Raw genomic sequence first — 21,653 nt, forward strand, 5'->3', positions numbered from 1 at the left:
CTTCACAGGTACTATTACTTGCGGTATTTAGTAGCCATGTTGTCCAGACGCTGGTTAGCACGAGCTGCGTCATCTTTAGCAGCCTGAACGTCGGAACGCATTGCGTTCACGTCGTTGCTCAGCTGGTCAACTTTAGCGTTCAGAGTCTGAACGTCAGAAGACAGCTGATCGATTTTAGCGTTGCTGGAGCAACCTGCCAGCAGAGTAGAACCCAGGATTACCGCGCCCAGTACCAGTTTAGTAGCTTTCATTATTAATACCCTCTAGATTGAGTTAATCTCCATGTAGCGTTACAAGTATTACACAAAGTTTTTTATGTTGAGAATATTTTTTTGATGGGAAGGCACTTATTTTTGATCGTTCGCTCAAAGAAACATCGAACGCTTGGTTTTAGATAAAAAAATTGAGAGAAAACAGGATGGTTCCATCGGATTCATCTTAGATAAAGTGAGATTATATAGTGAAATCCGATTTGATTTTTTATTGCTTCTGGTTATCGATTAAATAAAAAAAGCGCCCATCAGGGCGCTTAGATATACAAATTAATTCACAAAAGCAATATTACAGGACGTGAACAGATGCGGTGTTAGTCGTGCCGCTCGGTACCAGCGCGCCAGAAACCATGACTACGACGTCGCCTTTGTGCGCCAGACCGCTCTGCAGCGCCAGTTCTTTACCCAGACGGTAGAAATCATCAGTAGAAGTGATTTCTTTAACCAGCTGCGGAACAACGCCTTTGCTCAGTACCAGCTGATGAGCCGTTTTTTCGTTGGTGGTCAGCGCCAGAATAGTTGCGTCCGGGAAGTATTTACGTACTGCGCGAGCAGATTTACCGCCCTGGGTAGCAACCACGATCAGCGGAGCATCCAGTTTTTCAGCAGTTTCAACAGCGCCACGGCAAACCGCTTCGGTAATACGCAGTTTACGGTTGTCGTTGTTGAACTCGAGACGGCTGTTCATCACGCGGTCTGTACGTTCACAAATGGTCGCCATGATAGAAACGGCTTCCAGCGGATATTTACCTTTTGCGGATTCACCAGACAGCATTACTGCGTCGGTACCGTCGAGGATGGCGTTGGCTACGTCACCGGCTTCTGCGCGAGTCGGACGTGGGTTTTTGATCATGGAATCCAGCATCTGGGTCGCAGTGATGACGACTTTACGTGCACGGATACATTTTTCGATCATCATCTTCTGGGCGAAGATAACTTCTTCAACTGGGATTTCTACACCCAGGTCGCCACGTGCAACCATGATGCCGTCAGATGCTTCGAGGATTTCGTCGAAGTTGTTCAGGCCTTCCTGGTTTTCGATTTTGGAGATAATTTGGATGTTTTCGCCGCCGTGCGCTTTCAGGTGCTCACGGATTTCGACAACGTCAGAACGTTTACGGATAAAGGAAGCAGCAACAAAGTCTACGCCTTGTTCGCAACCGAAGATCAGGTCCTGTTTGTCTTTTTCTGCCAGTGCCGGCAGGGCGATGGAAACACCTGGCAGGTTCACACCTTTGTTTTCGCCCAGGTCACCGTTGTTCAGCACTTTACAGATAACTTTGTTACCTTCGATAGCGGTAACTTCCATACCGATCAGACCATCGTCAACCAGTACGGTGTTGCCGACGGACAGGTCGGTGGTGAAACCTTCATAAGTTACCGCAACCATTTCGCTGTTGCCGATAACAGATTTGTCAGTGGTGAAAGTAAAGGTCTGGCCTGCTTTCAGAGAAACGTCGTTACCGCCCTCCAGTTTCATGGTGCGGATTTCCGGACCTTTGGTATCGAGCAGGATAGCGGCAGTTTTACCGGTTTTGCTCATCACGTTGCGCAGGTTCTGAATGCGCTGACCGTGTTCTGCATAGTCACCATGAGAGAAGTTCAGACGCATGACGTTCATGCCCGCGTCCAGCATTTTAGCTAACATCTCTTCAGATTCGGTTTTTGGGCCGATGGTGCAAACAATTTTGGTCTTTTTCATGACAGTCTTAGTCTTTAAGTTGAGAAGGATAGGAGAAACTTGCTTTCTGGGCGCACTGCCGGAAAGCGAATCCGGTATTACGAAAGTGATGGTGCCTCGCTCTAAGGATAGGTGACATCGAAAAAGCGTGCAGAGGAATGTGTGCTTGTGTCTCAGCCCAACGCGAGTGTCTGTTTTTGAGTCGTTGAGTTCTACAGTCCAAAGTGCTGAAACCATTCAAGAGTCAATTGACGCGGATTATACGCTGAAATTAATCAAAAAGGAAAACAAAAACAGCGTTTCAAAAACATTCATGCATATACACAATAAACTGTTATCAAAGATTTAACGTCCTCGGTAGCAGGTTACGCAAAATCATCGCTGTTTGCGCAACAGGAAAACGATGGCTGGAAGGTAGAGGATTGCTGGAGTAAAGACAGAGTGAATGCTCTCGTTATACAACAGATGCAATTATAATAATTTATCGAGTTATTTGTTTGATTTTGTTTGTTTTTTGTTTAAATGATGAGATTGATATATGCTGATAACTGGCATGATAAATGGGTGTGAATAATGGGCAACCGGACAAAAGATGATGAGCTGTACCGCGAAATGTGCAGAGTGGTAGGTAAAGTGGTGTTGGAGATGCGTGACCTGGGTCAGGAGCCAAAACACATCGTCATCGCTGGTGTGCTGCGCACAGCATTAGCAAATAAACGTATCCAACGCAGCGAATTGGAAAAGCAGGCGATGGAAACAGTCATTAATGCACTGGTGAAATAATTGTTCGGGGATAGCGTACAATGCCTTATCCCCTCTGTTTTATTATATCGCCACATGTGAGTTTATTTTTATAAATGGATGCAAGGCAATCATATTAATTACGATATGTATTGAAATTTATAGCGAATTAACTATTTCTTTATTCTGGAATGTATATCACAAATTATTGTAGGGTAAATGAAATCTATTTCAAATGATAATAAATATCACTCCGCTTTTAATATCCTGCTTTCCGTTTTTAATTGATGACGATCAATGTTAAGCACTAAGAATAATCACATTATTTTTTCTCCTAACCATAAAGGATTAGTTTGTTTGCGTTAAATCAAGTCTCATACGCTATCGGGTTAGGACAAAATATCTGGTGTTGGAGGCATAGTCAGCAGCGTATTAGTTGAGTGCTTAATATCAGGCTGTTGAATTGTCAGCACTGTGTTTGCGAAGAGGATGCGAAATAAATGAACCCGATTGAACGTCCACTATTAGATATTGGCTTAACGCGATTAGAGTTCTTGCGTATATCAGGAAAAGGTCTTGCTGGTTTAACTATAGCCCCTGCGTTATTGTCGCTTTTTGGCTGTAAACAGGAAGATGTCGATAGCGGCACGGTGGGGCTTATAAATACGCCCAAAGGGGTGTTAGTTACCCAGCGTGCGCGTTGCACCGGCTGCCATCGCTGTGAAATCTCCTGTACCAACTATAACGATGGCGCCGTTGGTACTTTTTTCTCCCGCATCAAAATCCATCGTAATTATTTCTTTGGCGACAAGGGCGTAGGTTCCGGTGGCGGCTTATACGGCGATCTGAATTATACCGCCGACACCTGCCGCCAGTGTAAAGATCCGCAATGCCTGAAGGTTTGCCCGATTGGCGCGATTACCTGGCAGCAGGAAGAGGGATGTATAACCGTCGATCACAAACGTTGCATTGGTTGTAGCGCCTGTACCACTGCGTGTCCGTGGATGATGGCTACCGTAAATACTGAAACTAAAAAATCCTCGAAATGTGTGTTGTGCGGTGAATGCGCAAACGCCTGCCCGACAGGGGCGTTAAAAATTATCGAGTGGAAAGATATTACTGTGTGAATCTTGCAAAGGAAAAAATCATGGCTAACGGTTGGACTGGTAATATATTAAGAGTCAATCTTACGACAGGAAATATTACCCTCGAAGATTCCAGTAAGTTTAAAAATTTTGTCGGTGGTATGGGCTTTGGCTACAAAATTATGTACGACGAAGTACCTCCAGGCACTAAACCTTTCGATGAAGCAAATAAATTAGTCTTTGCTACGGGGCCATTGACAGGGTCTGGTGCGCCCTGTAGTTCACGCGTAAATATCACCTCACTCTCCACATTTACCAAAGGAAATTTAGTCGTCGACGCCCATATGGGCGGCTTTTTTGCTGCGCAGATGAAATTCGCCGGATACGACGTCATTATTATCGAAGGTAAAGCGAAATCACCGGTCTGGCTAAATATAAAAGATGACAAAGTTAGCCTGGAGAAAGCCGATTTCTTGTGGGGGAAAGGGACGCGTGCAACCACGGAAGAAATTTGCCGTTTAACCAGTCCTGAAACCTGTGTTGCGGCTATCGGTCAGGCGGGGGAAAATCTTGTGCCGCTCTCTGGCATGCTGAATAGTCGTAACCACAGTGGCGGCGCGGGAACTGGCGCAATAATGGGCTCTAAAAACCTGAAAGCGATTGCGGTTGAAGGGACAAAAGGGGTCAACATTGCCGATCGTCAGGAGATGAAACGGCTCAATGACTATATGATGACCGAACTTATTGGCGCTAATAACAACCATGTCGTGCCAAGTACGCCGCAATCGTGGGCAGAGTACTCTGATCCCAAGTCACGCTGGACGGCACGTAAAGGGCTGTTTTGGGGGGCAGCGGAAGGCGGCCCGATTGAAACAGGAGAAATTCCGCCTGGCAATCAGAACACGGTCGGTTTCCGCACCTATAAATCCGTCTTTGACTTAGGTCCGGCAGCAGAAAAATACACCGTCAAAATGAGTGGCTGCCACTCATGCCCAATTCGTTGTATGACCCAGATGAACATTCCTCGGGTTAAAGAGTTTGGTGTACCCAGTACAGGTGGTAACACCTGTGTCGCTAACTTCGTCCATACCACCATCTTCCCGAATGGGCCGAAAGATTTTGAAGATAAAGATGATGGGCGGGTGATTGGTAATCTGGTTGGTCTGAATCTGTTCGATGACTACGGGCTGTGGTGTAACTACGGGCAGTTGCATCGCGATTTTACCTATTGTTACAGCAAAGGCGTGTTTAAGCGAGTTCTACCTGCTGAAGAGTATGCGGAAATTCGTTGGGATCAACTGGAAGCTGGTGACGTTAATTTCATTAAAGATTTTTACTACCGTCTGGCGCACCGTGTGGGTGAGTTGAGTCATCTGGCTGATGGCTCGTATGCCATTGCTGAACGCTGGAATTTGGGTGAAGAGTACTGGGGCTACGCAAAAAATAAACTCTGGTCACCGTTTGGTTATCCGGTTCACCATGCCAATGAAGCGTCGGCGCAGGTCGGTTCTATTGTCAACTGCATGTTCAACCGCGACTGTATGACGCATACGCACATCAACTTTATCGGCTCCGGTTTGCCGTTGAAACTGCAGCGTGAAGTGGCAAAAGAACTTTTTGGCTCTGAAGATGCTTACGATGAAACCAAAAACTACACGCCGATCAATGACGCAAAAATTAAATATGCTAAATGGTCGCTGTTGCGGGTTTGTTTGCATAACGCCGTCACCCTGTGCAACTGGGTCTGGCCAATGACCGTTTCGCCACTGAAAAGCCGCAATTATCGCGGCGACCTTGCGCTAGAAGCCAAATTCTTTAAAGCAATCACTGGCGAAGATATGACGCAGGAAAAATTAGATTTAGCTGCAGAACGTATCTTTACGTTGCACCGTGCTTACACGGTAAAACTGATGCAAACCAAAGATATGCGTAATGAGCATGATCTGATCTGTTCCTGGGTATTTGATAAAGATCCGCAGATTCCGGTCTTTAGCGAAGGTACTGACAAAATGGACCGCGATGATATGCACCAGTCACTCACGCTGTTCTACAAGGAAATGGGGTGGGACCCACAGCTTGGTTGTCCAACGCGAGAAACGCTTCATCGGCTCGGGCTGGAAGATATTGCTGCCGATCTGGCGACACATAACCTGCTACCAGCATAAGGAACGGGAGCAATGAGCCAGCAGGAGGAAATGACACAACTGGAAGCGCCTGATATTGACGTGACTAAGCGTCAATGGCTGCACAGTATGCGTCAGCCCGATGACACTGCGAAAGATGAAGTCACAGAGCCTGAACCGGCCGAAATACTGGCGGAGTTTATCCGCCAGCATTCGGCGGCGGGTCAACTGGTTGCTCGCGCCGTGTTCCTGTCGCCGCCATATTCGGTTGCTGAAGAGGATCTTTCTGCACTACTGGAAAGCATACGGCAGAGTTCAGACTTCGCAGATATCGCCTGTATGACGGGCAGTAAAGATGATTATTACTACTCAACGCAAACCATGAGCGAAAACTATGCCGCTATGTCCTTGCAAGTTGTTGAGCAGGACATCTGTCGGGCCATTGCACACGCCGTTCGCTTCGAATGCCAGACGTATCCCCGGCCTTATAAGGTCGCCATGCTGACGCAAGCGCCATATTACTTCCAGGAAGCGCAGATTGAAGCCGCGCTCGCCGCGATGGATATCGCTCCTGAATATGCCGATATACGCCAGGTGACGTCATCGACGGCTGTGTTGTACCTGTTTAGCGAGCGTTTTATGAGCTATGGCAAAGCTTATGGCTTATGTGAATGGTTCGAGGTTGAGCAGTTTCAGAATCCCTGAATTTTCAGGGAGATATCATGGATAGGGTGGACAGTCGCAGCCACAGCATTAGAGGATAATCAGATGTCCTTCACTCGACGCAAATTTGTTCTGGGGATGGGAACGGTAATCTTTTTTACCGGTTCAGCACCTTCTTTGTTAGCGAACACCAGACAAGAAAAGGAAGTTCGATATGCCATGATTCACGATGAATCACGGTGCAATGGCTGTAATATTTGTGCCAGAGCATGCCGTAAAACTAACCATGTGCCAGCGCAGGGAAGTCGTTTGTCTATCGCGCATATCCCGGTCACCGATAACAATAACGAAACGCTGTATCACTTCTTTCGCCAGTCATGCCAGCACTGTGAAGATGCTCCTTGCATCGACGTTTGCCCAACAGGGGCATCGTGGCGTGATGAGCAGGGGATCGTGCGGGTAGAAAAATCGCAATGCATTGGCTGTAGCTACTGCATTGGCGCGTGCCCGTATCAGGTGCGCTACCTTAATCCGCTGACCAAGGTGGCGGATAAATGTGATTTCTGTGCTGAGTCACGGTTGGCAAAAGGTTTTCCGCCCATCTGCGTTAGCGCCTGTCCGGAACATGCGTTGATCTTTGGTCGCGAAGATAGCCCAGAAATTCAGGCATGGTTACAGGAAAATAAATACTATCAATATCAGCTGCCTGGTGCCGGGAAACCGCATCTGTATCGCCGGTTCGGCCAACATTTGATTAAAAAGGAAAATGTATGAACCCGTCGCAAAATGCTGAACAATTTCAAAACCAGTTGGCAAACTATGTACCGCAGTTTTCTCCCGAATTCTGGCCGGTGTGGTTGGTCATTGCCGGGCTGCTGCTGGTCGGGATGTGGTTAGTGTTGGGGCTTCACGCCTTGCTTCGCGCTCGCGGTATAAAGAAATCCTCCACCGGTCATGGCGAGAAGGTTTATCTCTACAGCAAGGCGGTGAGATTATGGCACTGGTCGAATGCGATACTCTTTGTCTTGTTGCTGGCAAGTGGGCTAATCAATCACTTTGCGCTAGTGGGCGTTGCTGCCGTCAAAAGTCTGGTTGCCGTACATGAAGTTTGTGGATTCCTGTTACTGGCATGCTGGCTTGGCTTTGTTCTGATTAATGCCGTTGGGGGTAATGGTTATCACTACATTATTCATCGCCAGGGCTGGCTGGGGCGAGCGGCTAAACAAACGCGTTTTTATCTGTTTGGAATTATGCAAGGGGAGGATCATCCTTTTCCTGCAACAACACAGTCTAAATTCAACCCATTGCAGCAGGTAGTCTATGTTGGTGTGATGTATGGATTGCTGCCGCTGTTACTGTTAACGGGGCTGCTATGCCTTTACCCGCAAGTCGTGGGGGACGTGTTCCCTGGCGTAAGATACTGGTTATTGCAGGCGCATTTTGCTCTGGCAGTTATAAGCCTCTTTTTTATCTTCGGCCATCTCTATCTTTGCACCACGGGGCGTACTCCCCACGAAACCTTTAAATGTATGGTCGATGGCTATCACCGGCATTAACGAATGATCATTACACGAGCTGACCTGCGAGAGTGGCGTGTAGGCGCGGTTATGTACCGCTGGTTTCTGCGCCGTTTTCCGCAAGGTGGAGTTTATGCCGATATACACCACGCCCTGATTGGCGAAGGGTTTACTGACTGGGCGGAAAGTCTGGTTGAGTACGCCTGGAAAAAATGGCTGGCGGATGAAAACTTCGCCCGTCAGGAAGTTTCCTCAATGCAAAAACTGGCCAAAGACCCCGTAGAGATACCCTTTTGCAGTCAGTTTGCCTGGGCCGACGACCACGCACGCGTCGGCTGTTGTGAGGATAACGCCAGAATCGCCACCGTGGGGTATGCTGCGCAAATTGCCAGCATGGGGTATAGCGTGCGGATTGGCAGTGTTGGCTTTAACAGCCATATCGGTAGCTCAGGTGAACGTGCTCGTGTTGCTGTAAGCGGTAATTCCTCGCGGATAAGCAGCGCCGGAGACAGCAGTCGTATTGCGAATAGCGGAATGCGAGTACGCGTTTGTACATTGGGCGAACGGTGTCATGTCGCCAGTAATGGCGATCTGGTGCAAATCGCCAGCTTTGGTGCAAATGCCAAAATTGCCAATAGCGGCGATAACGTTCATATCATCGCCAGCGGTGAAAATTCAACGGTAGTAAGTACGGGGGTGGTGGACTCAATTATTCTCGGGCCAGGGGGCAGCGCCGCGCTGGCGTATCATGACGGCGAAAGAGTGCGCTTCGCCGTAGCCGTTGAAGGTGAAAATAATATTCGCGCTGGAGTTCGCTATCGTCTGAATGAGCAGCATCAATTTGTGGAGTGCTGACGCCTTTACCCTTAATCAAACGCCAGGCGCCGACGTGCACGGGAGGCTGGCTTCATGATGGCCTGCGCCATAGCCTCGCCAATTTCAGCACAAGCCGTAAGCCCCTGAACGAAAGGCCGATCGTGCATTAGCCAGGGCAACGCGCCGAACGCCACGCGACCACGAACTTCTTCCGGTTGCTGTAGCGTATAGTCTTCTCCGACATCAGGGATTTCATCGCCTGCTTTCTGTAGCTGTACACGTAGTCCAGGGAAAGGAATATCTTTCACTTTGAGCGGGCGCTGCCCACGCGCATCAATAAAAACGTCAAACGAGTAGCTGTTGTCTGCTGTTTTCAGGGTTGTGCGCGTTTTGTCGATTTCCATATCGTAGTCCTCACCGAGGGCGAGAATATGAATAATTCCCGCCTCGCGCAAAGCCAGTAATCGCTTTATAGATTCAGAAGGGATAGCTGCATAATTGTCGATAAATACTCTGGCAAGGCCTTTACTGAACCGTTTATGGTCGTGCTCGTTCAGATGCGGAACAATTTCCTGAACGACTTCATGCAGTCGAAGAATGACATAGCGCCAGGGAACGGTATGTTTTTCACGTTTATTTCGCTCGACTTCTGCTAAGTTTTTTTCTGCCCAGGCAAATGGGTCATGCTGTTTACGCTCGGCAAACCAGGCTTGCGCGAAGGTATCGACATTTAGGTCCTCTATCGCAATATGCCGGCTCCAGTCAGGATCAGCCGAAGTAATCTCTTTCACTATAAGTTTAAATACCCGATCCAGAAGACCCTGTGTACCTTTTTCAATTTCCGCGTTCAGGGAATGTTCAGTGACAATGCGCAGAGGTTCGTAGGGAATAGGGCAATAGAAATCGGCTTCTGGCAAAATGCCTGTGCGTGACATCAATGTAATACTGAGTTTTTCACTGTCGCTATCGCGCTGAAACAGAATGCGTTGATTATCTTTTTCGATAAAGGAACCATGCTGGATAGCAACCGCCATCGCGGCATCCAGTCCGCTCAATGATGTTCCCATAATGCCCACGCTACAGGCTTCAATTTTCGCTTCCATTAACCCTGACCACGGGCTGGGGAAATATGTTCGGCTTGCTTTTTCTTCGTCAGGCCAGACGTGACCGGTGGCTATCACGGCTAAATTAAACGTCTCAACTGGCAAATCCCGATTTGAGAAGATAAGCACGCCAGAGTCTGTGACTTGCAGATCAGTCACCTTGCATGATTCATGAACGTTGATTTCAAATTGCTGCTGCCGTGCTTGCTCTACCAACCGTAAAAAACAATCACGGAAATATTCGCCTAGCAGAATCCTCGGTAAAAACTGACGATCGTGCAAGCTTTCCTTTTTAACGCCATAACGTTGCAGATGGCTGGCCTCTTGCTTTTGCAACCATTCCAGATAAGTACAATAAATCGGCGGTATTTCAATACTGGCAATATTTGCCAGCATCATTTTCAAGTTTTCTTCATCACTGTACGGCATACCGACACCAGCTTCGTCGGCTTGCTCGAAGATAGAAATGGAAAGTGGCGTTTGTTGCTGCAACAACGAGAGGAAAGTGTAGATCCCTGTTGGTCCGGCACCCACAATGGCAATTTTTTTCATTGTTACTTACCTGTATGCATTCTTTCGAATTTAGTGTAATCAGATAAGTTTGGTTGAGATTTTTAAAATTTGAGAAATTTCAGACAGGGATGAAAAGGGCGCTACCCGCCCTTGATTAAAATCTGTCAGGAGAGTTTTGCCTGATTGATTTGACTCAGTGGCTCATTGACATCGAAAACTTTGGCGATAACTTCATCAACGCCGAGATTTTTCAGTCGGGCAGTATGTTTTTCCAGATAGGCAAGGGCGCTTTTTTCATCAGTGAAGAGGTAGATCCCACCGGCTTCGTGGTTCTTTTCACTTTCGGTCCACACCTTCCACAGAAAACCAGGTTCCTGATTAATCGACTCGGCAAGCGGTTTAAGTTGCGCAGCCATCTTGTCGCCAAAGGGACCATTAAAAGCAAAATGAAGTTGTAATAAAGTTGCCATAGCTATTCTCCTTCTGATAACGCATACGGGGATAGTGTAAATCTTTTAACGTATTGGATACAGAGAAGAAGCAGGAGAAACAAAAGGGAAGAGAAGACCAGATTAAGAAAATCTGGTGCGTCCGAGTGGACTCGAACCACCGACCCCCACCATGTCAAGGTGGTGCTCTAACCAACTGAGCTACGGACGCAGGATGGTGCGTTCAATTGGACTCGAACCAACGACCCCCACCATGTCAAGGTGGTGCTCTAACCAACTGAGCTATGAACGCAACGTTGTAGGTGACAACGGGGACGAATATTAGCGGCAGAGCGTGAAGGTGGCAAGAGGCAAATCGTAATTTTCTGCGGTATTTCTATCGTTTGCAGAGCTTTTAAACAAATTGGCGATATTTTGTTGATTTGCAAGGGCGATTTTTGGCCAGAGACCATATTTAGATCTGATACAGCCGGTTATCCCTCGACTCACAATGTAAAACAGAGACTTTGCCACCATATCAATTCTATCGTGGATAAATCCTTCGTAGCCTTTACACTTAGGTAGCGATAAAGGCACACAGATGCAGCAAAGGAATAAGTCATGGGATCTGATGCAAAAAACTTGATTAGCGACGGGAAAGTGCAAATTGTTCATGCTGGAGACGTTATCGGCGCGACTCAACTTACTGATGGCGAGTTGATTGTTGAGGCGGGCGGAAGAGCAGAAAATACCGTGGTCACAGGTGCTGGCTGGCTGAAAGTTGAAACTGGTGGGATCGCCAAATGTACACAGTACAGCAACAATGGCACGTTATCAGTCGGTGATGGCGCAATAGCCACTGACATTGTTCAGTCAGACGGTGGCGCGCTTAGCCTCTCAACGCTCGCTACTGTTAATGGCCGCCATCCCGAAGGTGAATTTAGCGTTGATCAGGGCTATGCCTGCGGTTTATTGCTGGAGAATGGCGGTAATCTGCGAGTACTGGAGGGCCATCGTGCGGAAAAAATCATTCTGGATCAGGATGGTGGTTTGTTGGTCAACGGAACAGTATCAGCAGTTGTTGTAGATGAAGGTGGTGAACTGTTGGTTTACCCAGGTGGAGAAGCCATCAATGGTGAGATAAACCACGGCGGCGTTTTTATGCTGGCAGGTAAGGCCAGTGATACGCTGCTTGCGGGTGGCACCATGAATAACCTCGGCGGTGAAGATATTCATACCATCGTTGAGAATGGCGCCGTTTATCGCCTGGGGACAGACGGTCTGCAGCTCTACAGTTCTGGTAAGACTAAAAATCTGGCAGTTAAAACCGGTGGTCGGGCTGAAGTGCATGCTGGTACGCTGGAAAACGCAGTGGTACAAAGTGGGACAGTGATTGTGATGTCACCCACCAGTGCGGACGAAAAATTTGTCGTAGAAGAAGACTGTGCTCCGGTTGAACTTACGGGGAGCGTTGCATTACAGGACGGCGCTTCTATGATTGTTGGCTATGGCGCTGATCTGAAACAATCAACGATAACGGTCCAGCAGGAATGTGTGCTGATCCTCGATGGCAGCACGGTTAAAGGTGACAATGTCACTTTCTGTGTTGGCAACCTGAATCTTGATGATGGAAAAGTGTGGCTCATAACGTCAACCGCAACGCATGTGCAGTTGAAGGTGAAACGTCTGCGAGGAGAAGGAACGATTTGCCTGCAAACCGGTGCGAAAGAAATTTCCCCGGAATTCATCAGTGTGAAAGGGGAAGTTAGCGGTGATATTCACGTTGAGATAACGGATGCCAGTCGGCAGCCTATATGCAGCGCGCTTAAATTACAGCCTGACGAAGACGGCATCGGCGCAACGCTCCAGTCAGCTTAAAATTAAGGCGCAATCTTTGCGGATTGCGCCTCATTTTTTATCGAGATGCGCGTTGCAAAATGATAGCTGATGGCAGACGTTGCAAGAAACGCATACGTAGCATCATCATAATGGCAGCAGAAGTCAGACCGATAATAAAGCCTATCCAGAAACCTGCAGGCCCCATTGGCTCAACCACCAGATTGGTCAATGCCAGAATATATCCACTTGGTAAGCCCAACACCCAATACGCGATAAAGGTAATGTAAAAAATAGAGCGCGTATCTTTATAGCCACGCAAAATCCCGCTACCTATTACCTGTATCGAGTCAGAAATCTGATACACCGCCGCCAGCAACATCAAGTGGGCAGCCAGTATCACAACTTCTGGATTATCGTTATACAGAAGAGCGATCTGCTCCCGCAGCGAGATTGTAAAAATTGCTGTCAGCGTTGCCATACAGACACCAACCATAAGCCCGGTTCGTGCGGCAGTTTGCGCATCCAGCGTGGAACCCTGACCCAGACGATAACCCACACGGATAGTCACAGCCGCAGCCAGTGACATCGGAAGAACGAACATCAGCGAACTAAAGTTCAGTGCAATCTGGTGGCCTGCCACATCGACAATACCAAGCGGAGATACCAACAGCGCAACCACCGCAAACAGTGTTACTTCAAAGAACAGTGCCAGCGCGATAGGTAAACCCAGTTGCACAAGTCTTTTCATTACTGCCGGGTCTGGTTTAGCGGTGCCTTTTTCGTTGCGGATATCGCGCATAGAACGGGCATGCTTAATATAGGAAACCATAGCAAGGAACATTACCCAGTACACCGCCGCAGTCGCCACACCACAGCCGACGCCGCCGAGTTCAGGCATACCGAAGTGACCATAAATAAAGATATAGTTAACCGGAATGTTGACCAGCAGGCCAATAAAGCCCATTACCATGCCCGGTTTGGTTTTTGCCAAACCTTCACACTGGTTACGAGCGACCTGGAAGAACAGATAGCCCGGAGCCCCCCACAGCAGTGCACGCAGGTAACCCACTGCTTTATCGGCGAGGGCCGGATCGATATTTTGCATGGAGCGGATGATATAACCCGCATTCCACAGCACCAGCATAATAAGCACGGAGACGAAACCGGCCAGCCAGAAACCTTGTCGCACCTGATGCGCAATGCGCTCACGGCGACCGGAACCATTCAATTGCGCGATGACTGGCGTCAATGCCAGCAACAGTCCGTGACCGAAAAGAATCGCCGGGAGCCAGATAGAAGTACCAATGGCGACTGCCGCCATGTCGGTGGCACTATAGCCGCCCGCCATGACGGTATCGACAAAACCCATCGCTGTTTGGGCGATTTGCGCGAGAATCACCGGGATTGCTAATGCTAATAACAGACGCACTTCACTGATGTATTTCTGCACGTGAACACCTTTTATATTGTTGTTATATGAGAGACTAAAAAACCGCCTGAATGGGCAGCAAAAAGAAGAAGCAGGGGAAATTCAGTCTATTGTAGCGAGGATTTATTAATTCTCCAGTGAAAAAATAACCACTCAGCCCCCTTTACTGGTAAGGACGTTTCCCACCTGCTATTGTGCTGAACAGAATGTCCTAACTGATTTCAGGAGTTGTAAGTATGTTTACGGGGATAGTGCAGGGCACCGCGAAGTTGGTGTCGATTGACGAGAAAGCAAATTTTCGAACCCATGTAGTGGAATTACCTGATTACATGTTGGATGGTCTGGAGACAGGTGCTTCAGTTGCGCATAATGGTTGCTGCCTGACCGTAACGGAAATTAACGGCAACCGTATCAGTTTTGATCTGATGAAAGAAACGTTACGAATAACAAACCTTGGCGATTTAAACGTTGGGGATTGGGTAAACGTAGAACGCGCAGCTAAATTCAGCGATGAAATCGGCGGACATTTAATGTCAGGTCATATTATGACCACCGCAGAAGTATCTAAAATAATAACATCAGAAAATAACCACCAGATCTGGTTCAAAGTACAGGATGAGCATTTAATGAAATATATCCTGTATAAAGGGTTTATTGGTATTGATGGCATCAGCCTGACGGTTGGTGAAGTGACAGCGACTCGCTTTTGTGTGCATTTAATTCCGGAAACGCTCGAACGTACTACTCTCGGTAAGAAAAAACTCGGCGCACGCGTCAATATCGAAATCGATCCGCAAACTCAGGCAGTGGTAGATACTGTAGAACGTGTGTTGGCGGCACGGGAAAAGAAATAAATCAGTATTTGAAATGACATCGCCCCCAAAATGGGGGCGATGAAATAACACTTAACGAGCCACGCGAAGGCCGCTTTCGACTCCACGAGAGAACACCACCTGCCAGAGCTGGATATCACGGGCGCGGAAGGCGCCAGCGCAAGCATTCAGATAATACGTAAACATCCGTTTAAAGCGTTCACTGTAGTTATCGGCAATTTCCGGCCAGGCGGCGAGGAATCGCTCATACCAGGCCATCAACGTAGTGTCATAGTCAGCACCAAAGTTATGCCAGTCTTCCATCACAAAGTGTGGTTCGCTGGATTGCGCAATCTGCCGTACAGAAGGCAGGCAACCATTCGGGAAAATATATTTGTTAATCCACGGGTCAACATTCAGATCGGTTTTTTTCGAGCCGATTGTATGTAGCAGGAAAATCCCTTCTGGCTTCAGATTACGATCCACCACCTCAAAATAGGTATCGTAATTTTTCGGCCCGACGTGCTCGAACATACCAACCGAAACAATACGGTCAAACTGGTCGTTCAGGTCACGGTAATCCTGTAGCAAAATGGTGACATCCAGACCTGCGCAGCGTTCCTGAGCCATTTTCTGTTGTTCGGCAGAAATCGTGACACCAACCACACTTACGTCATAATTGGATGCCATGTAATGCGCTAGTCCGCCCCAACCGCAGCCGATATCCAGAACCCGCATGCCTGGTTTTAACTGCAATTTTTCACAAATCATTTTGAGCTTCGCTTGTTGGGCAGATTCCAGATTATAGGCATCTTTCCAGTAAGCGCAGGAATACTGCATGAAGGGATCGAGCATGCGGCTGAACAGGTCATTACCGAGGTCGTAATGCTCTTTGCCTACTATCCAGGCACGCTTTTTACTTTGCAGATTGAAGAGCCGTGCGCCAGCAATGCGCAGTGTGTCTTTGAAATGATGGGGGAGTTGGTTTTCAAGCCCAGCGCGTAAGACTTTGCTAAAAAACATATCCAGTCGGTCACATTCCCACCAGCCATCCATATAACTTTCGCCTAACCCCAACGATCCTTCCTGTAGAACGCGTTTAAAAAAATCGGGGTTTTTGACTCGAATATCTGCCGGGGCAGAGCCATTAATGGCGATGCCTGCACGGCTAAGTAATTCGTTGGCGATACGGTACCAGTTGTCATCCGGTACGCTGACTTCTTCTATACACGATGAACTCATAGTTTCTCCATCACTGGTCGGTGATCAGAACCTTAAAACAGCGTAGACGCTTTTTGGGCTTTGTGAGAAATCTCGCAGGAAAACCGCGAGTCTATAATCCGACGTAGAACAGAGGAAAGGAGGAACCCTTGCCGAAATGACCATCCATAGTGATTCGGGAACGCTCCTGTCCCCGTAAAAACATAATATTTATCGTAATATTAACAACTGGAATTCAGTATAGGCTGCTAATCTCAATCATACAACAAAATTTTGTTAGCAGCCTAAGTATGACGATATCGCTATAGATCAATGTGATTCGCTATGCGCGACTTCCGTCTTGCCATGATTCTGGCAGTGGGATTCAGGTTGATGTTGCATCTTATAGCCGATAGCAACCAGCACCACGGTCGATAACATCACGCTGGTAGTGGTGAACAGCGGCGTGCTGACGCTAATGAGCCAGGAAACCCCCAGGCTTGCGAGGAAGCACAGACCCAATTGCAGGGTATTCTGCAATGCAGCCGCGCGGCCAGTCGCATGCGGGAAGGGGCGTAGCGCCTGGGCGACCACAATCGGGTAGATTGCGCCGTTGGCAATGGCCATCACACAGAATGGGATCAGAATTTCAGCCAGCGACACATGGCTAATGAAGCCCGCAGCCCAGGTTGCTACCACGCTGACAGCAAACAGCACCAGCAACCACGGTAACAACTGCTTTCCCTGCCATTTTTGCAATGCGGCGCGACAGCCGTAACCACCAATAAGAAACGCGATGGTTTGCGGAACATAACTTAATCCGATGACTGCGGGACTGTAGCCCATTTCGCTGAGGATAAACGGTGAACCGGTTAGCCAGGCAAAGAAACTGGCTGAACAAGCCGCATAAATCAGCACGTTTCCACGATAGATTTTAGAACGCAGCAGGTCGGCAAAGGTCAGTGCATCCTGGCTATCATTGCGTGCTTTCGTGGTGGGCTTAAGCCAGAAAATAGGCAGAATCAATATCACGGTGATGGCAAACAGGGTGGCGAAAATCGCCTGCCAGGAAAAATGCACCAGCAGCCAGCTACCTAACAGCGGAGCAAGCGCCGGAGAAAGCCCCACTAAAGGCATAATGGTCGCGAAAATACGGTTAACTTTTTGTGAAGGATAGTAATCCGTCACCAATGCCTGCCAGATAACGGCCGCAGCACAGACACCAACAGCTTGCACAAAACGCAATACCAGCAGAGTAGCCGCGTTTTCTACCCACAGCATTCCCAGACTACCAAGAGCGAAAATCGTCAGGCCGAGTAAAAGAACGGGTTTACGGCCATAGCGATCGGAGAGTGGACCCCACAGAAGTTGTGCAGCGGCGAAACCGGCAAGGAACAGACTAAGGCTGGCACTGACGGCAGACGCAGGCGTTTGCAGGTCGGCCTGTATGGCGGCGAAAGCGGGCAGATACATATCGGTTGCCAGAAAACCGAGTACGCTCAAACCCGCCAGCCAGACTAAAAATCTTTTCCCAGGTTGCATGTATATTCTCTAAATCTATCAATTAAACACCGCCGCAAAGTGTAGGGAGTGAAATTCGTGTTGTGAAACGGTAATATTTGATGACTGATTTCAAAAATTTTGCAGGCAAACTATGTGGTCCGAGTATTCTCTGGAAGTCATTGATGCGGTGGCGCGAAATGGCAGCTTCAGCGCTGCGGCCCAGGAGTTGCATCGTGTTCCTTCTGCGGTCAGCTATACCGTGCGTCAACTGGAAGAGTGGCTGGCCGTGCCGCTTTTTGAACGGCGGCATCGTGATGTGGAACTGACCGCTGCCGGGGTGTGGTTTCTCAAAGAAGGACGGTCTGTTGTCAAAAAAATGCAGATCACTCGCCAGCAATGCCAGCAGATAGCGAACGGCTGGCGCGGTCAGTTAGCCATCGCGGTAGATAATATTGTCAGGCCAGAACGCACACGGCAGATGATCGTTGATTTCTATCGTCATTTTGATGATGTGGAACTTCTGGTATTTCAGGAAGTGTTCAACGGCGTCTGGGATGCGCTTTCCGATGGGCGCGTGGAACTGGCGATTGGCGCGACACGAGCGATTCCGGTCGGAGGCCGTTATGCCTTCCGGGATATGGGAATGTTAAGCTGGAGTTGTGTTGTTGCCAGCCATCATCCGCTTGCGTCGATGAATGGGCCGTTTAGCGACGACACGTTGCGCAATTGGCCATCGCTGGTGCGCGAAGACACCTCACGTACGCTGCCCAAACGTATTACCTGGCTGCTCGATAACCAAAAAAGGTTGGTAGTGCCTGACTGGGAATCATCGGCAACCTGTATCTCGGCTGGATTATGCATTGGCATGGTGCCGACGCATTTCGCTAAACCCTGGCTCAATGAAGGGAAGTGGGTGGCATTAGAACTGGAAAATCCATTCCCTGACTCAGCATGTTGTCTGACATGGCAGCAAAATGACATGTCACCAGCGTTAACCTGGTTGCTGGAGTATCTCGGCGATAGTGAGACGCTAAATAAGGAGTGGTTGCGGGAGCCTGGAGAGACCCCCGCAACGGATGATTAACGACGATAGTCGCGGAACGGACCGTCAGCCACGGAACGGCGTTCAATAAGCCGCGGATGAACTTCGATAGACTGCGGTTCTTCGCGTTTGTTGACGATACGGTCTAACAGCATGTTGAACGCCGTTTCGCCAAGCGAATCTTTTGGCTGATGGATAGTGGTCAACGCCGGGGTAAAATAGCGGGCGTTGCGCACGTTATCATAACCAATCAGCGAAACATCCTGCGGTACGCGCAGACCCATTTCATCAGCCGCGCAAAGTGCGCCCATTGCCATGATATCGCCGCCACAGAAGACAGCAGTAGGGCGATGCGGTTGCGACAGGATTTGCTGCATAGCGCGATAACCGGATTCAGGTTCAAAGTCACCTTGCACAATCCAGTTTTCCGGCACCTTGATCATCGCTTCTTCCATCGCCTTCATAAACCCTGCCAGACGACCCGCACCGGTATTACGTTCAAGAGGACCGGGGATGACACCAATTTCGCGATGACCGCGTTCAATCAGATAGCGTCCGGCCATGTAGCCGCCTTCAAAAGCGTTATCGATGACCGCATCGGTAAAGTCTGCTTTTGCTTCGCCCCAGTCCATTACCACCATCGGGATATGGCGATACTCTTCCAGCATCGCCAGCAACGGTTCCGGATACTCAGAACACATGACCAGCAGGCCATCGACGCGCTTTTGCGCCATCATCGACAGATAGGCCCGCTGTTTCTCCAGGTTGTTCCATGCGTTACCGAGGATCAGCGTGTAACCTTTCTGGAAGCAATTTTTTTCAACCGCTTCGATGATCTCCGCAAAATAGGCCGCTTCGCTGCTGGTCGCCAGCAAGCCGATAGACTTGGTATGGTTAACCTTCAGGCTACGCGCTACCGCGCTAGGGGAGTAGTGTAATTCTTTAATCGCTGCCCACACGGCGTTGCGCGTTTCTTCAGCGACGAAACGAGTTTTGTTTATAACGTGTGACACAGTTGTAGTGGAAACGTTTGCTCGCTTCGCTACATCTTTTATTGTTGCCATTCCATTTCACTCCAGACCCTAACTTCAGCTCCTGCAAAATCGCAAGGTAAACGTTTGCCTTTACACACCTTACGCGCAACAAAAGTGTTGCGGTACGCCGGAAAAACGACACAGAGCGTCAGGAAGGGGTCAATGGCCAGTACGCAAATAGTGTAAGCGTGGAATTTTGGCCGATCTTGATGAAAAGGGGAAGTGGTAAAAACACTTATCATTATAAATGACGGGAGATTTTTTCTTCACAGTGTGTAAAAATGCGTAATATCACTTTTTGTAGGGTAATAGAAAAGGAGAAAACTTGATGAGTACCGACCTTAAATCTTCACTGATAACAACCATTATTGTCCTCGGTTTGATCGTGGCCGTAGGTTTGACTGCCGCGCTGCACTGATTTCCCTTCGAGGGAGCGCATCCTCCCTCGCACTCTCTTCCCTTTTGTTAGCAAAATGACAAAAGTGTTTTCTCTTTTTGTTATTTTCAATTTTTTGTGATTGCTGTCATGCTTTCGCCACTTTGATGAATATCGCGTAATGACGCGAAGAGGTGGAGATTAGGCATGAAAATTAACTATCCGTTGTTGGCGCTGGCAGTTGGCGCGTTTGGTATCGGGACAACGGAGTTCTCGCCAATGGGCCTGTTACCCGTCATTGCGCGCGGTGTGGATGTCTCGATTCCTGCTGCGGGCATGCTAATCAGCGCCTATGCGGTTGGCGTGATGGTTGGCGCGCCGCTGATGACATTACTGCTGTCACATCGCGCCCGGCGCAGTGCGCTTATTTTCCTGATGGCCATTTTCACTCTTGGCAACGTACTTTCTGCTATCGCGCCGGATTATACGACGCTGATGCTTTCACGCATTTTGACCAGTCTGAATCACGGGGCGTTCTTTGGTTTGGGGTCAGTCGTGGCTGCGAGCGTTGTACCTAAACACAAACAGGCCAGCGCCGTCGCCACTATGTTTATGGGCTTAACTCTGGCAAATATCGGTGGCGTGCCGGCGGCAACCTGGTTGGGTGAAACCATCGGCTGGCGGATGTCATTTCTGGCAACGGCGGGGCTGGGCGTAATTTCAATGGTTAGCCTGTTCTTCTCTTTACCGAAAGGCGGCGCAGGAGCGCGACCGGATGTGAAAAAAGAGCTGGCGGTATTGCTGCGTCCGCAGGTGCTTTCCGCATTGCTGACGACGGTGCTGGGAGCTGGCGCAATGTTTACGCTCTATACCTATATTTCTCCGGTACTGCAAAGTATCACCCACGCGACACCGGTATTCGTAACGGCAATGCTGGTACTGATTGGTGTCGGATTCTCTATCGGTAACTATCTCGGCGGCAAACTTGCAGATCGTTCAGTCAACGGCACGTTGAAAGGCTTCTTGTTGCTGCTGATGGTGATTATGCTGGCAATCCCGTTCCTGGCCCGCAATGAGTTCGGTGCAGCTATCAGCATGGTGGTGTGGGGGGCTGCAACCTTTGCGGTTGTACCGCCATTACAGATGCGCGTGATGCGAGTTGCCAGCGAAGCGCCAGGTCTGTCTTCATCGGTGAATATTGGTGCCTTTAATCTTGGAAATGCACTGGGTGCAGCTGCTGGTGGTGCGGTAATTTCCGGTGGGCTGGGATACAGTTTTGTACCGGTGATGGGGGCGATTGTTGCGGGACTGGCATTATTGCTGGTGTTTATGTCAGCCCGAAAACAACCGGAAGCAGTTTGCGTTGCCAACAGCTAATAAAACAAAAACGCAGAAGGGATACCTTCTGCGTTACAGTTTGCAGGCAAATTGCGTTTTATCTTGCCGGATGCGATGTTAACGCCTCATCCGCGGAGG

At 48.8% G+C, this 21,653-nt stretch carries 21 protein-coding genes and 2 tRNA genes; 12 read left to right on the top strand and 11 right to left on the bottom strand.

Features of this window, described 5'->3' with window-relative positions; all coding sequences use genetic code 11:
• Positions 1-14 precede the first annotated feature (14 nt).
• From lpp to D9742_RS23680, 3 genes are all read right to left on the bottom strand, one after another.
• A complete protein-coding gene (lpp, locus tag D9742_RS12705; protein WP_000648420.1) occupies positions 15-251 on the bottom strand; it encodes a murein lipoprotein Lpp in 237 nt (78 codons plus the stop codon).
• 310 nt (positions 252-561) lie between these two features.
• On the bottom strand, positions 562-1,974 hold the full coding sequence (gene pykF / locus D9742_RS12710; RefSeq protein WP_064530058.1) for a pyruvate kinase PykF: 1,413 nt from the start codon (positions 1,972-1,974) through the stop codon (positions 562-564).
• Between the two features lie 7 nt (positions 1,975-1,981).
• Positions 1,982-2,176, bottom strand: a complete 195-nt coding sequence (locus D9742_RS23680; RefSeq protein WP_242664678.1) for a hypothetical protein — start codon at positions 2,174-2,176, stop codon at positions 1,982-1,984.
• A 350-nt stretch (positions 2,177-2,526) separates the two neighbouring features.
• Here D9742_RS23680 and fumD point away from each other — a divergent pair, with 350 nt between their 5' ends.
• The 7 genes from fumD to ydhT all read left to right on the top strand — a co-directional run bounded on the left by fumD (position 2,527) and on the right by ydhT (position 8,937).
• A complete protein-coding gene (fumD, locus tag D9742_RS12715) occupies positions 2,527-2,736 on the top strand; it encodes a fumarate hydratase FumD (protein WP_000528337.1) in 210 nt (69 codons plus the stop codon).
• A gap of 458 nt (positions 2,737-3,194) precedes the next feature.
• The gene (locus D9742_RS12720; protein WP_130237125.1) at positions 3,195-3,821 is read left to right on the top strand and encodes a ferredoxin-like protein; all 627 of its coding nucleotides are present in this window, start codon (positions 3,195-3,197) and stop codon (positions 3,819-3,821) included.
• Between the two features lie 20 nt (positions 3,822-3,841).
• Positions 3,842-5,944, top strand: coding sequence for an aldehyde ferredoxin oxidoreductase (locus D9742_RS12725; protein ID WP_130237126.1), 2,103 nt, complete (start codon positions 3,842-3,844; stop codon positions 5,942-5,944).
• A 12-nt stretch (positions 5,945-5,956) separates the two neighbouring features.
• Positions 5,957-6,607, top strand: a complete 651-nt coding sequence (locus tag D9742_RS12730; RefSeq protein WP_130237127.1) for a YdhW family putative oxidoreductase system protein — start codon at positions 5,957-5,959, stop codon at positions 6,605-6,607.
• A gap of 63 nt (positions 6,608-6,670) precedes the next feature.
• Positions 6,671-7,339: a 4Fe-4S dicluster domain-containing protein gene (locus tag D9742_RS12735; protein ID WP_130237128.1), complete on the top strand. Its 669-nt coding sequence runs from the start codon at positions 6,671-6,673 to the stop codon at positions 7,337-7,339.
• The gene (gene phsC / locus D9742_RS12740) at positions 7,336-8,121 is read left to right on the top strand and encodes a thiosulfate reductase cytochrome B subunit (protein ID WP_130237129.1); all 786 of its coding nucleotides are present in this window, start codon (positions 7,336-7,338) and stop codon (positions 8,119-8,121) included. The genes D9742_RS12735 and phsC overlap by 4 nt, the downstream gene beginning before the upstream one ends.
• A gap of 3 nt (positions 8,122-8,124) precedes the next feature.
• On the top strand, positions 8,125-8,937 hold the full coding sequence (gene ydhT / locus D9742_RS12745; protein WP_130237130.1) for a protein YdhT: 813 nt from the start codon (positions 8,125-8,127) through the stop codon (positions 8,935-8,937).
• 11 nt (positions 8,938-8,948) lie between these two features.
• Here ydhT and D9742_RS12750 read toward each other — a convergent pair whose 3' ends face one another.
• The 4 genes from D9742_RS12750 to D9742_RS12765 all read right to left on the bottom strand — a co-directional run bounded on the left by D9742_RS12750 (position 8,949) and on the right by D9742_RS12765 (position 11,255).
• On the bottom strand, positions 8,949-10,553 hold the full coding sequence (locus tag D9742_RS12750) for an FAD-NAD(P)-binding protein (protein WP_130237131.1): 1,605 nt from the start codon (positions 10,551-10,553) through the stop codon (positions 8,949-8,951).
• A gap of 125 nt (positions 10,554-10,678) precedes the next feature.
• Positions 10,679-10,984: a monooxygenase gene (locus D9742_RS12755; protein WP_130237132.1), complete on the bottom strand. Its 306-nt coding sequence runs from the start codon at positions 10,982-10,984 to the stop codon at positions 10,679-10,681.
• A 113-nt stretch (positions 10,985-11,097) separates the two neighbouring features.
• Positions 11,098-11,174, bottom strand: a tRNA-Val gene (locus D9742_RS12760).
• Positions 11,175-11,178: 4 nt separating this feature from the next.
• A tRNA-Val gene (locus D9742_RS12765) sits at positions 11,179-11,255 on the bottom strand.
• A gap of 308 nt (positions 11,256-11,563) precedes the next feature.
• On the opposite strand from D9742_RS12765, the gene D9742_RS12770 reads away from it, so the two are divergent.
• The gene (locus D9742_RS12770) at positions 11,564-12,820 is read left to right on the top strand and encodes an AIDA repeat-containing protein (protein ID WP_130237133.1); all 1,257 of its coding nucleotides are present in this window, start codon (positions 11,564-11,566) and stop codon (positions 12,818-12,820) included.
• Positions 12,821-12,857: 37 nt separating this feature from the next.
• Here D9742_RS12770 and mdtK read toward each other — a convergent pair whose 3' ends face one another.
• Entirely contained in the window at positions 12,858-14,231 is a 1,374-nt protein-coding gene (gene mdtK, locus D9742_RS12775; RefSeq protein ID WP_130237134.1) for a multidrug efflux MATE transporter MdtK, read from the bottom strand.
• A gap of 215 nt (positions 14,232-14,446) precedes the next feature.
• Between mdtK and D9742_RS12780 the strand changes: the two genes are divergently transcribed.
• Positions 14,447-15,064, top strand: a complete 618-nt coding sequence (locus tag D9742_RS12780) for a riboflavin synthase subunit alpha (protein WP_130237135.1) — start codon at positions 14,447-14,449, stop codon at positions 15,062-15,064.
• A 51-nt stretch (positions 15,065-15,115) separates the two neighbouring features.
• Here D9742_RS12780 and cfa read toward each other — a convergent pair whose 3' ends face one another.
• Together cfa and punC are read right to left on the bottom strand one after the other, a co-directional pair.
• A complete protein-coding gene (gene cfa, locus D9742_RS12785) occupies positions 15,116-16,264 on the bottom strand; it encodes a cyclopropane fatty acyl phospholipid synthase (protein WP_130208204.1) in 1,149 nt (382 codons plus the stop codon).
• Between the two features lie 288 nt (positions 16,265-16,552).
• Positions 16,553-17,764: a purine nucleoside transporter PunC gene (gene punC, locus D9742_RS12790; RefSeq protein ID WP_130237136.1), complete on the bottom strand. Its 1,212-nt coding sequence runs from the start codon at positions 17,762-17,764 to the stop codon at positions 16,553-16,555.
• A gap of 112 nt (positions 17,765-17,876) precedes the next feature.
• On the opposite strand from punC, the gene punR reads away from it, so the two are divergent.
• Complete coding sequence (gene punR, locus D9742_RS12795) at positions 17,877-18,809, top strand: DNA-binding transcriptional activator PunR (protein ID WP_130237137.1); 933 nt, start codon at positions 17,877-17,879, stop codon at positions 18,807-18,809.
• Here punR and purR read toward each other — a convergent pair.
• Positions 18,806-19,831, bottom strand: coding sequence for an HTH-type transcriptional repressor PurR (purR, locus tag D9742_RS12800; protein ID WP_000190978.1), 1,026 nt, complete (start codon positions 19,829-19,831; stop codon positions 18,806-18,808). The genes punR and purR overlap by 4 nt on opposite strands.
• 298 nt (positions 19,832-20,129) lie before the next feature.
• Here purR and D9742_RS12805 point away from each other — a divergent pair, with 298 nt between their 5' ends.
• Together D9742_RS12805 and D9742_RS12810 are read left to right on the top strand one after the other, a co-directional pair.
• Positions 20,130-20,219: a YnhF family membrane protein gene (locus D9742_RS12805; RefSeq protein WP_130237138.1), complete on the top strand. Its 90-nt coding sequence runs from the start codon at positions 20,130-20,132 to the stop codon at positions 20,217-20,219.
• 165 nt (positions 20,220-20,384) lie between these two features.
• A complete protein-coding gene (locus D9742_RS12810; protein WP_130237139.1) occupies positions 20,385-21,554 on the top strand; it encodes an MFS transporter in 1,170 nt (389 codons plus the stop codon).
• Positions 21,555-21,653 lie beyond the last annotated feature (99 nt).

Origin of the sequence: Escherichia sp. E1V33, assembly GCF_004211955.1 — a bacterium.
Lineage (GTDB): Bacteria > Pseudomonadota > Gammaproteobacteria > Enterobacterales > Enterobacteriaceae > Escherichia.

Coding starts and splice junctions, on each gene's coding strand:
- D9742_RS12805 (WP_130237138.1), top strand. CDS start 20,130: ATGAGTACCGACCTTAAATCTTCACTGATAACAACCATTATTGTCCTC.
- lpp (WP_000648420.1), bottom strand. CDS start 251: ATGAAAGCTACTAAACTGGTACTGGGCGCGGTAATCCTGGGTTCTACT.
- D9742_RS12725 (WP_130237126.1), top strand. CDS start 3,842: ATGGCTAACGGTTGGACTGGTAATATATTAAGAGTCAATCTTACGACA.
- ydhT (WP_130237130.1), top strand. CDS start 8,125: ATGATCATTACACGAGCTGACCTGCGAGAGTGGCGTGTAGGCGCGGTT.
- punR (WP_130237137.1), top strand. CDS start 17,877: ATGTGGTCCGAGTATTCTCTGGAAGTCATTGATGCGGTGGCGCGAAAT.
- D9742_RS12730 (WP_130237127.1), top strand. CDS start 5,957: ATGAGCCAGCAGGAGGAAATGACACAACTGGAAGCGCCTGATATTGAC.
- D9742_RS12810 (WP_130237139.1), top strand. CDS start 20,385: ATGAAAATTAACTATCCGTTGTTGGCGCTGGCAGTTGGCGCGTTTGGT.
- purR (WP_000190978.1), bottom strand. CDS start 19,831: ATGGCAACAATAAAAGATGTAGCGAAGCGAGCAAACGTTTCCACTACA.
- D9742_RS12755 (WP_130237132.1), bottom strand. CDS start 10,984: ATGGCAACTTTATTACAACTTCATTTTGCTTTTAATGGTCCCTTTGGC.
- D9742_RS12770 (WP_130237133.1), top strand. CDS start 11,564: ATGGGATCTGATGCAAAAAACTTGATTAGCGACGGGAAAGTGCAAATT.
- D9742_RS12750 (WP_130237131.1), bottom strand. CDS start 10,553: ATGAAAAAAATTGCCATTGTGGGTGCCGGACCAACAGGGATCTACACT.
- punC (WP_130237136.1), bottom strand. CDS start 17,764: ATGCAACCTGGGAAAAGATTTTTAGTCTGGCTGGCGGGTTTGAGCGTA.
- pykF (WP_064530058.1), bottom strand. CDS start 1,974: ATGAAAAAGACCAAAATTGTTTGCACCATCGGCCCAAAAACCGAATCT.
- D9742_RS12735 (WP_130237128.1), top strand. CDS start 6,671: ATGTCCTTCACTCGACGCAAATTTGTTCTGGGGATGGGAACGGTAATC.
- phsC (WP_130237129.1), top strand. CDS start 7,336: ATGAACCCGTCGCAAAATGCTGAACAATTTCAAAACCAGTTGGCAAAC.
- fumD (WP_000528337.1), top strand. CDS start 2,527: ATGGGCAACCGGACAAAAGATGATGAGCTGTACCGCGAAATGTGCAGA.
- D9742_RS12780 (WP_130237135.1), top strand. CDS start 14,447: ATGTTTACGGGGATAGTGCAGGGCACCGCGAAGTTGGTGTCGATTGAC.
- D9742_RS12720 (WP_130237125.1), top strand. CDS start 3,195: ATGAACCCGATTGAACGTCCACTATTAGATATTGGCTTAACGCGATTA.
- cfa (WP_130208204.1), bottom strand. CDS start 16,264: ATGAGTTCATCGTGTATAGAAGAAGTCAGCGTACCGGATGACAACTGG.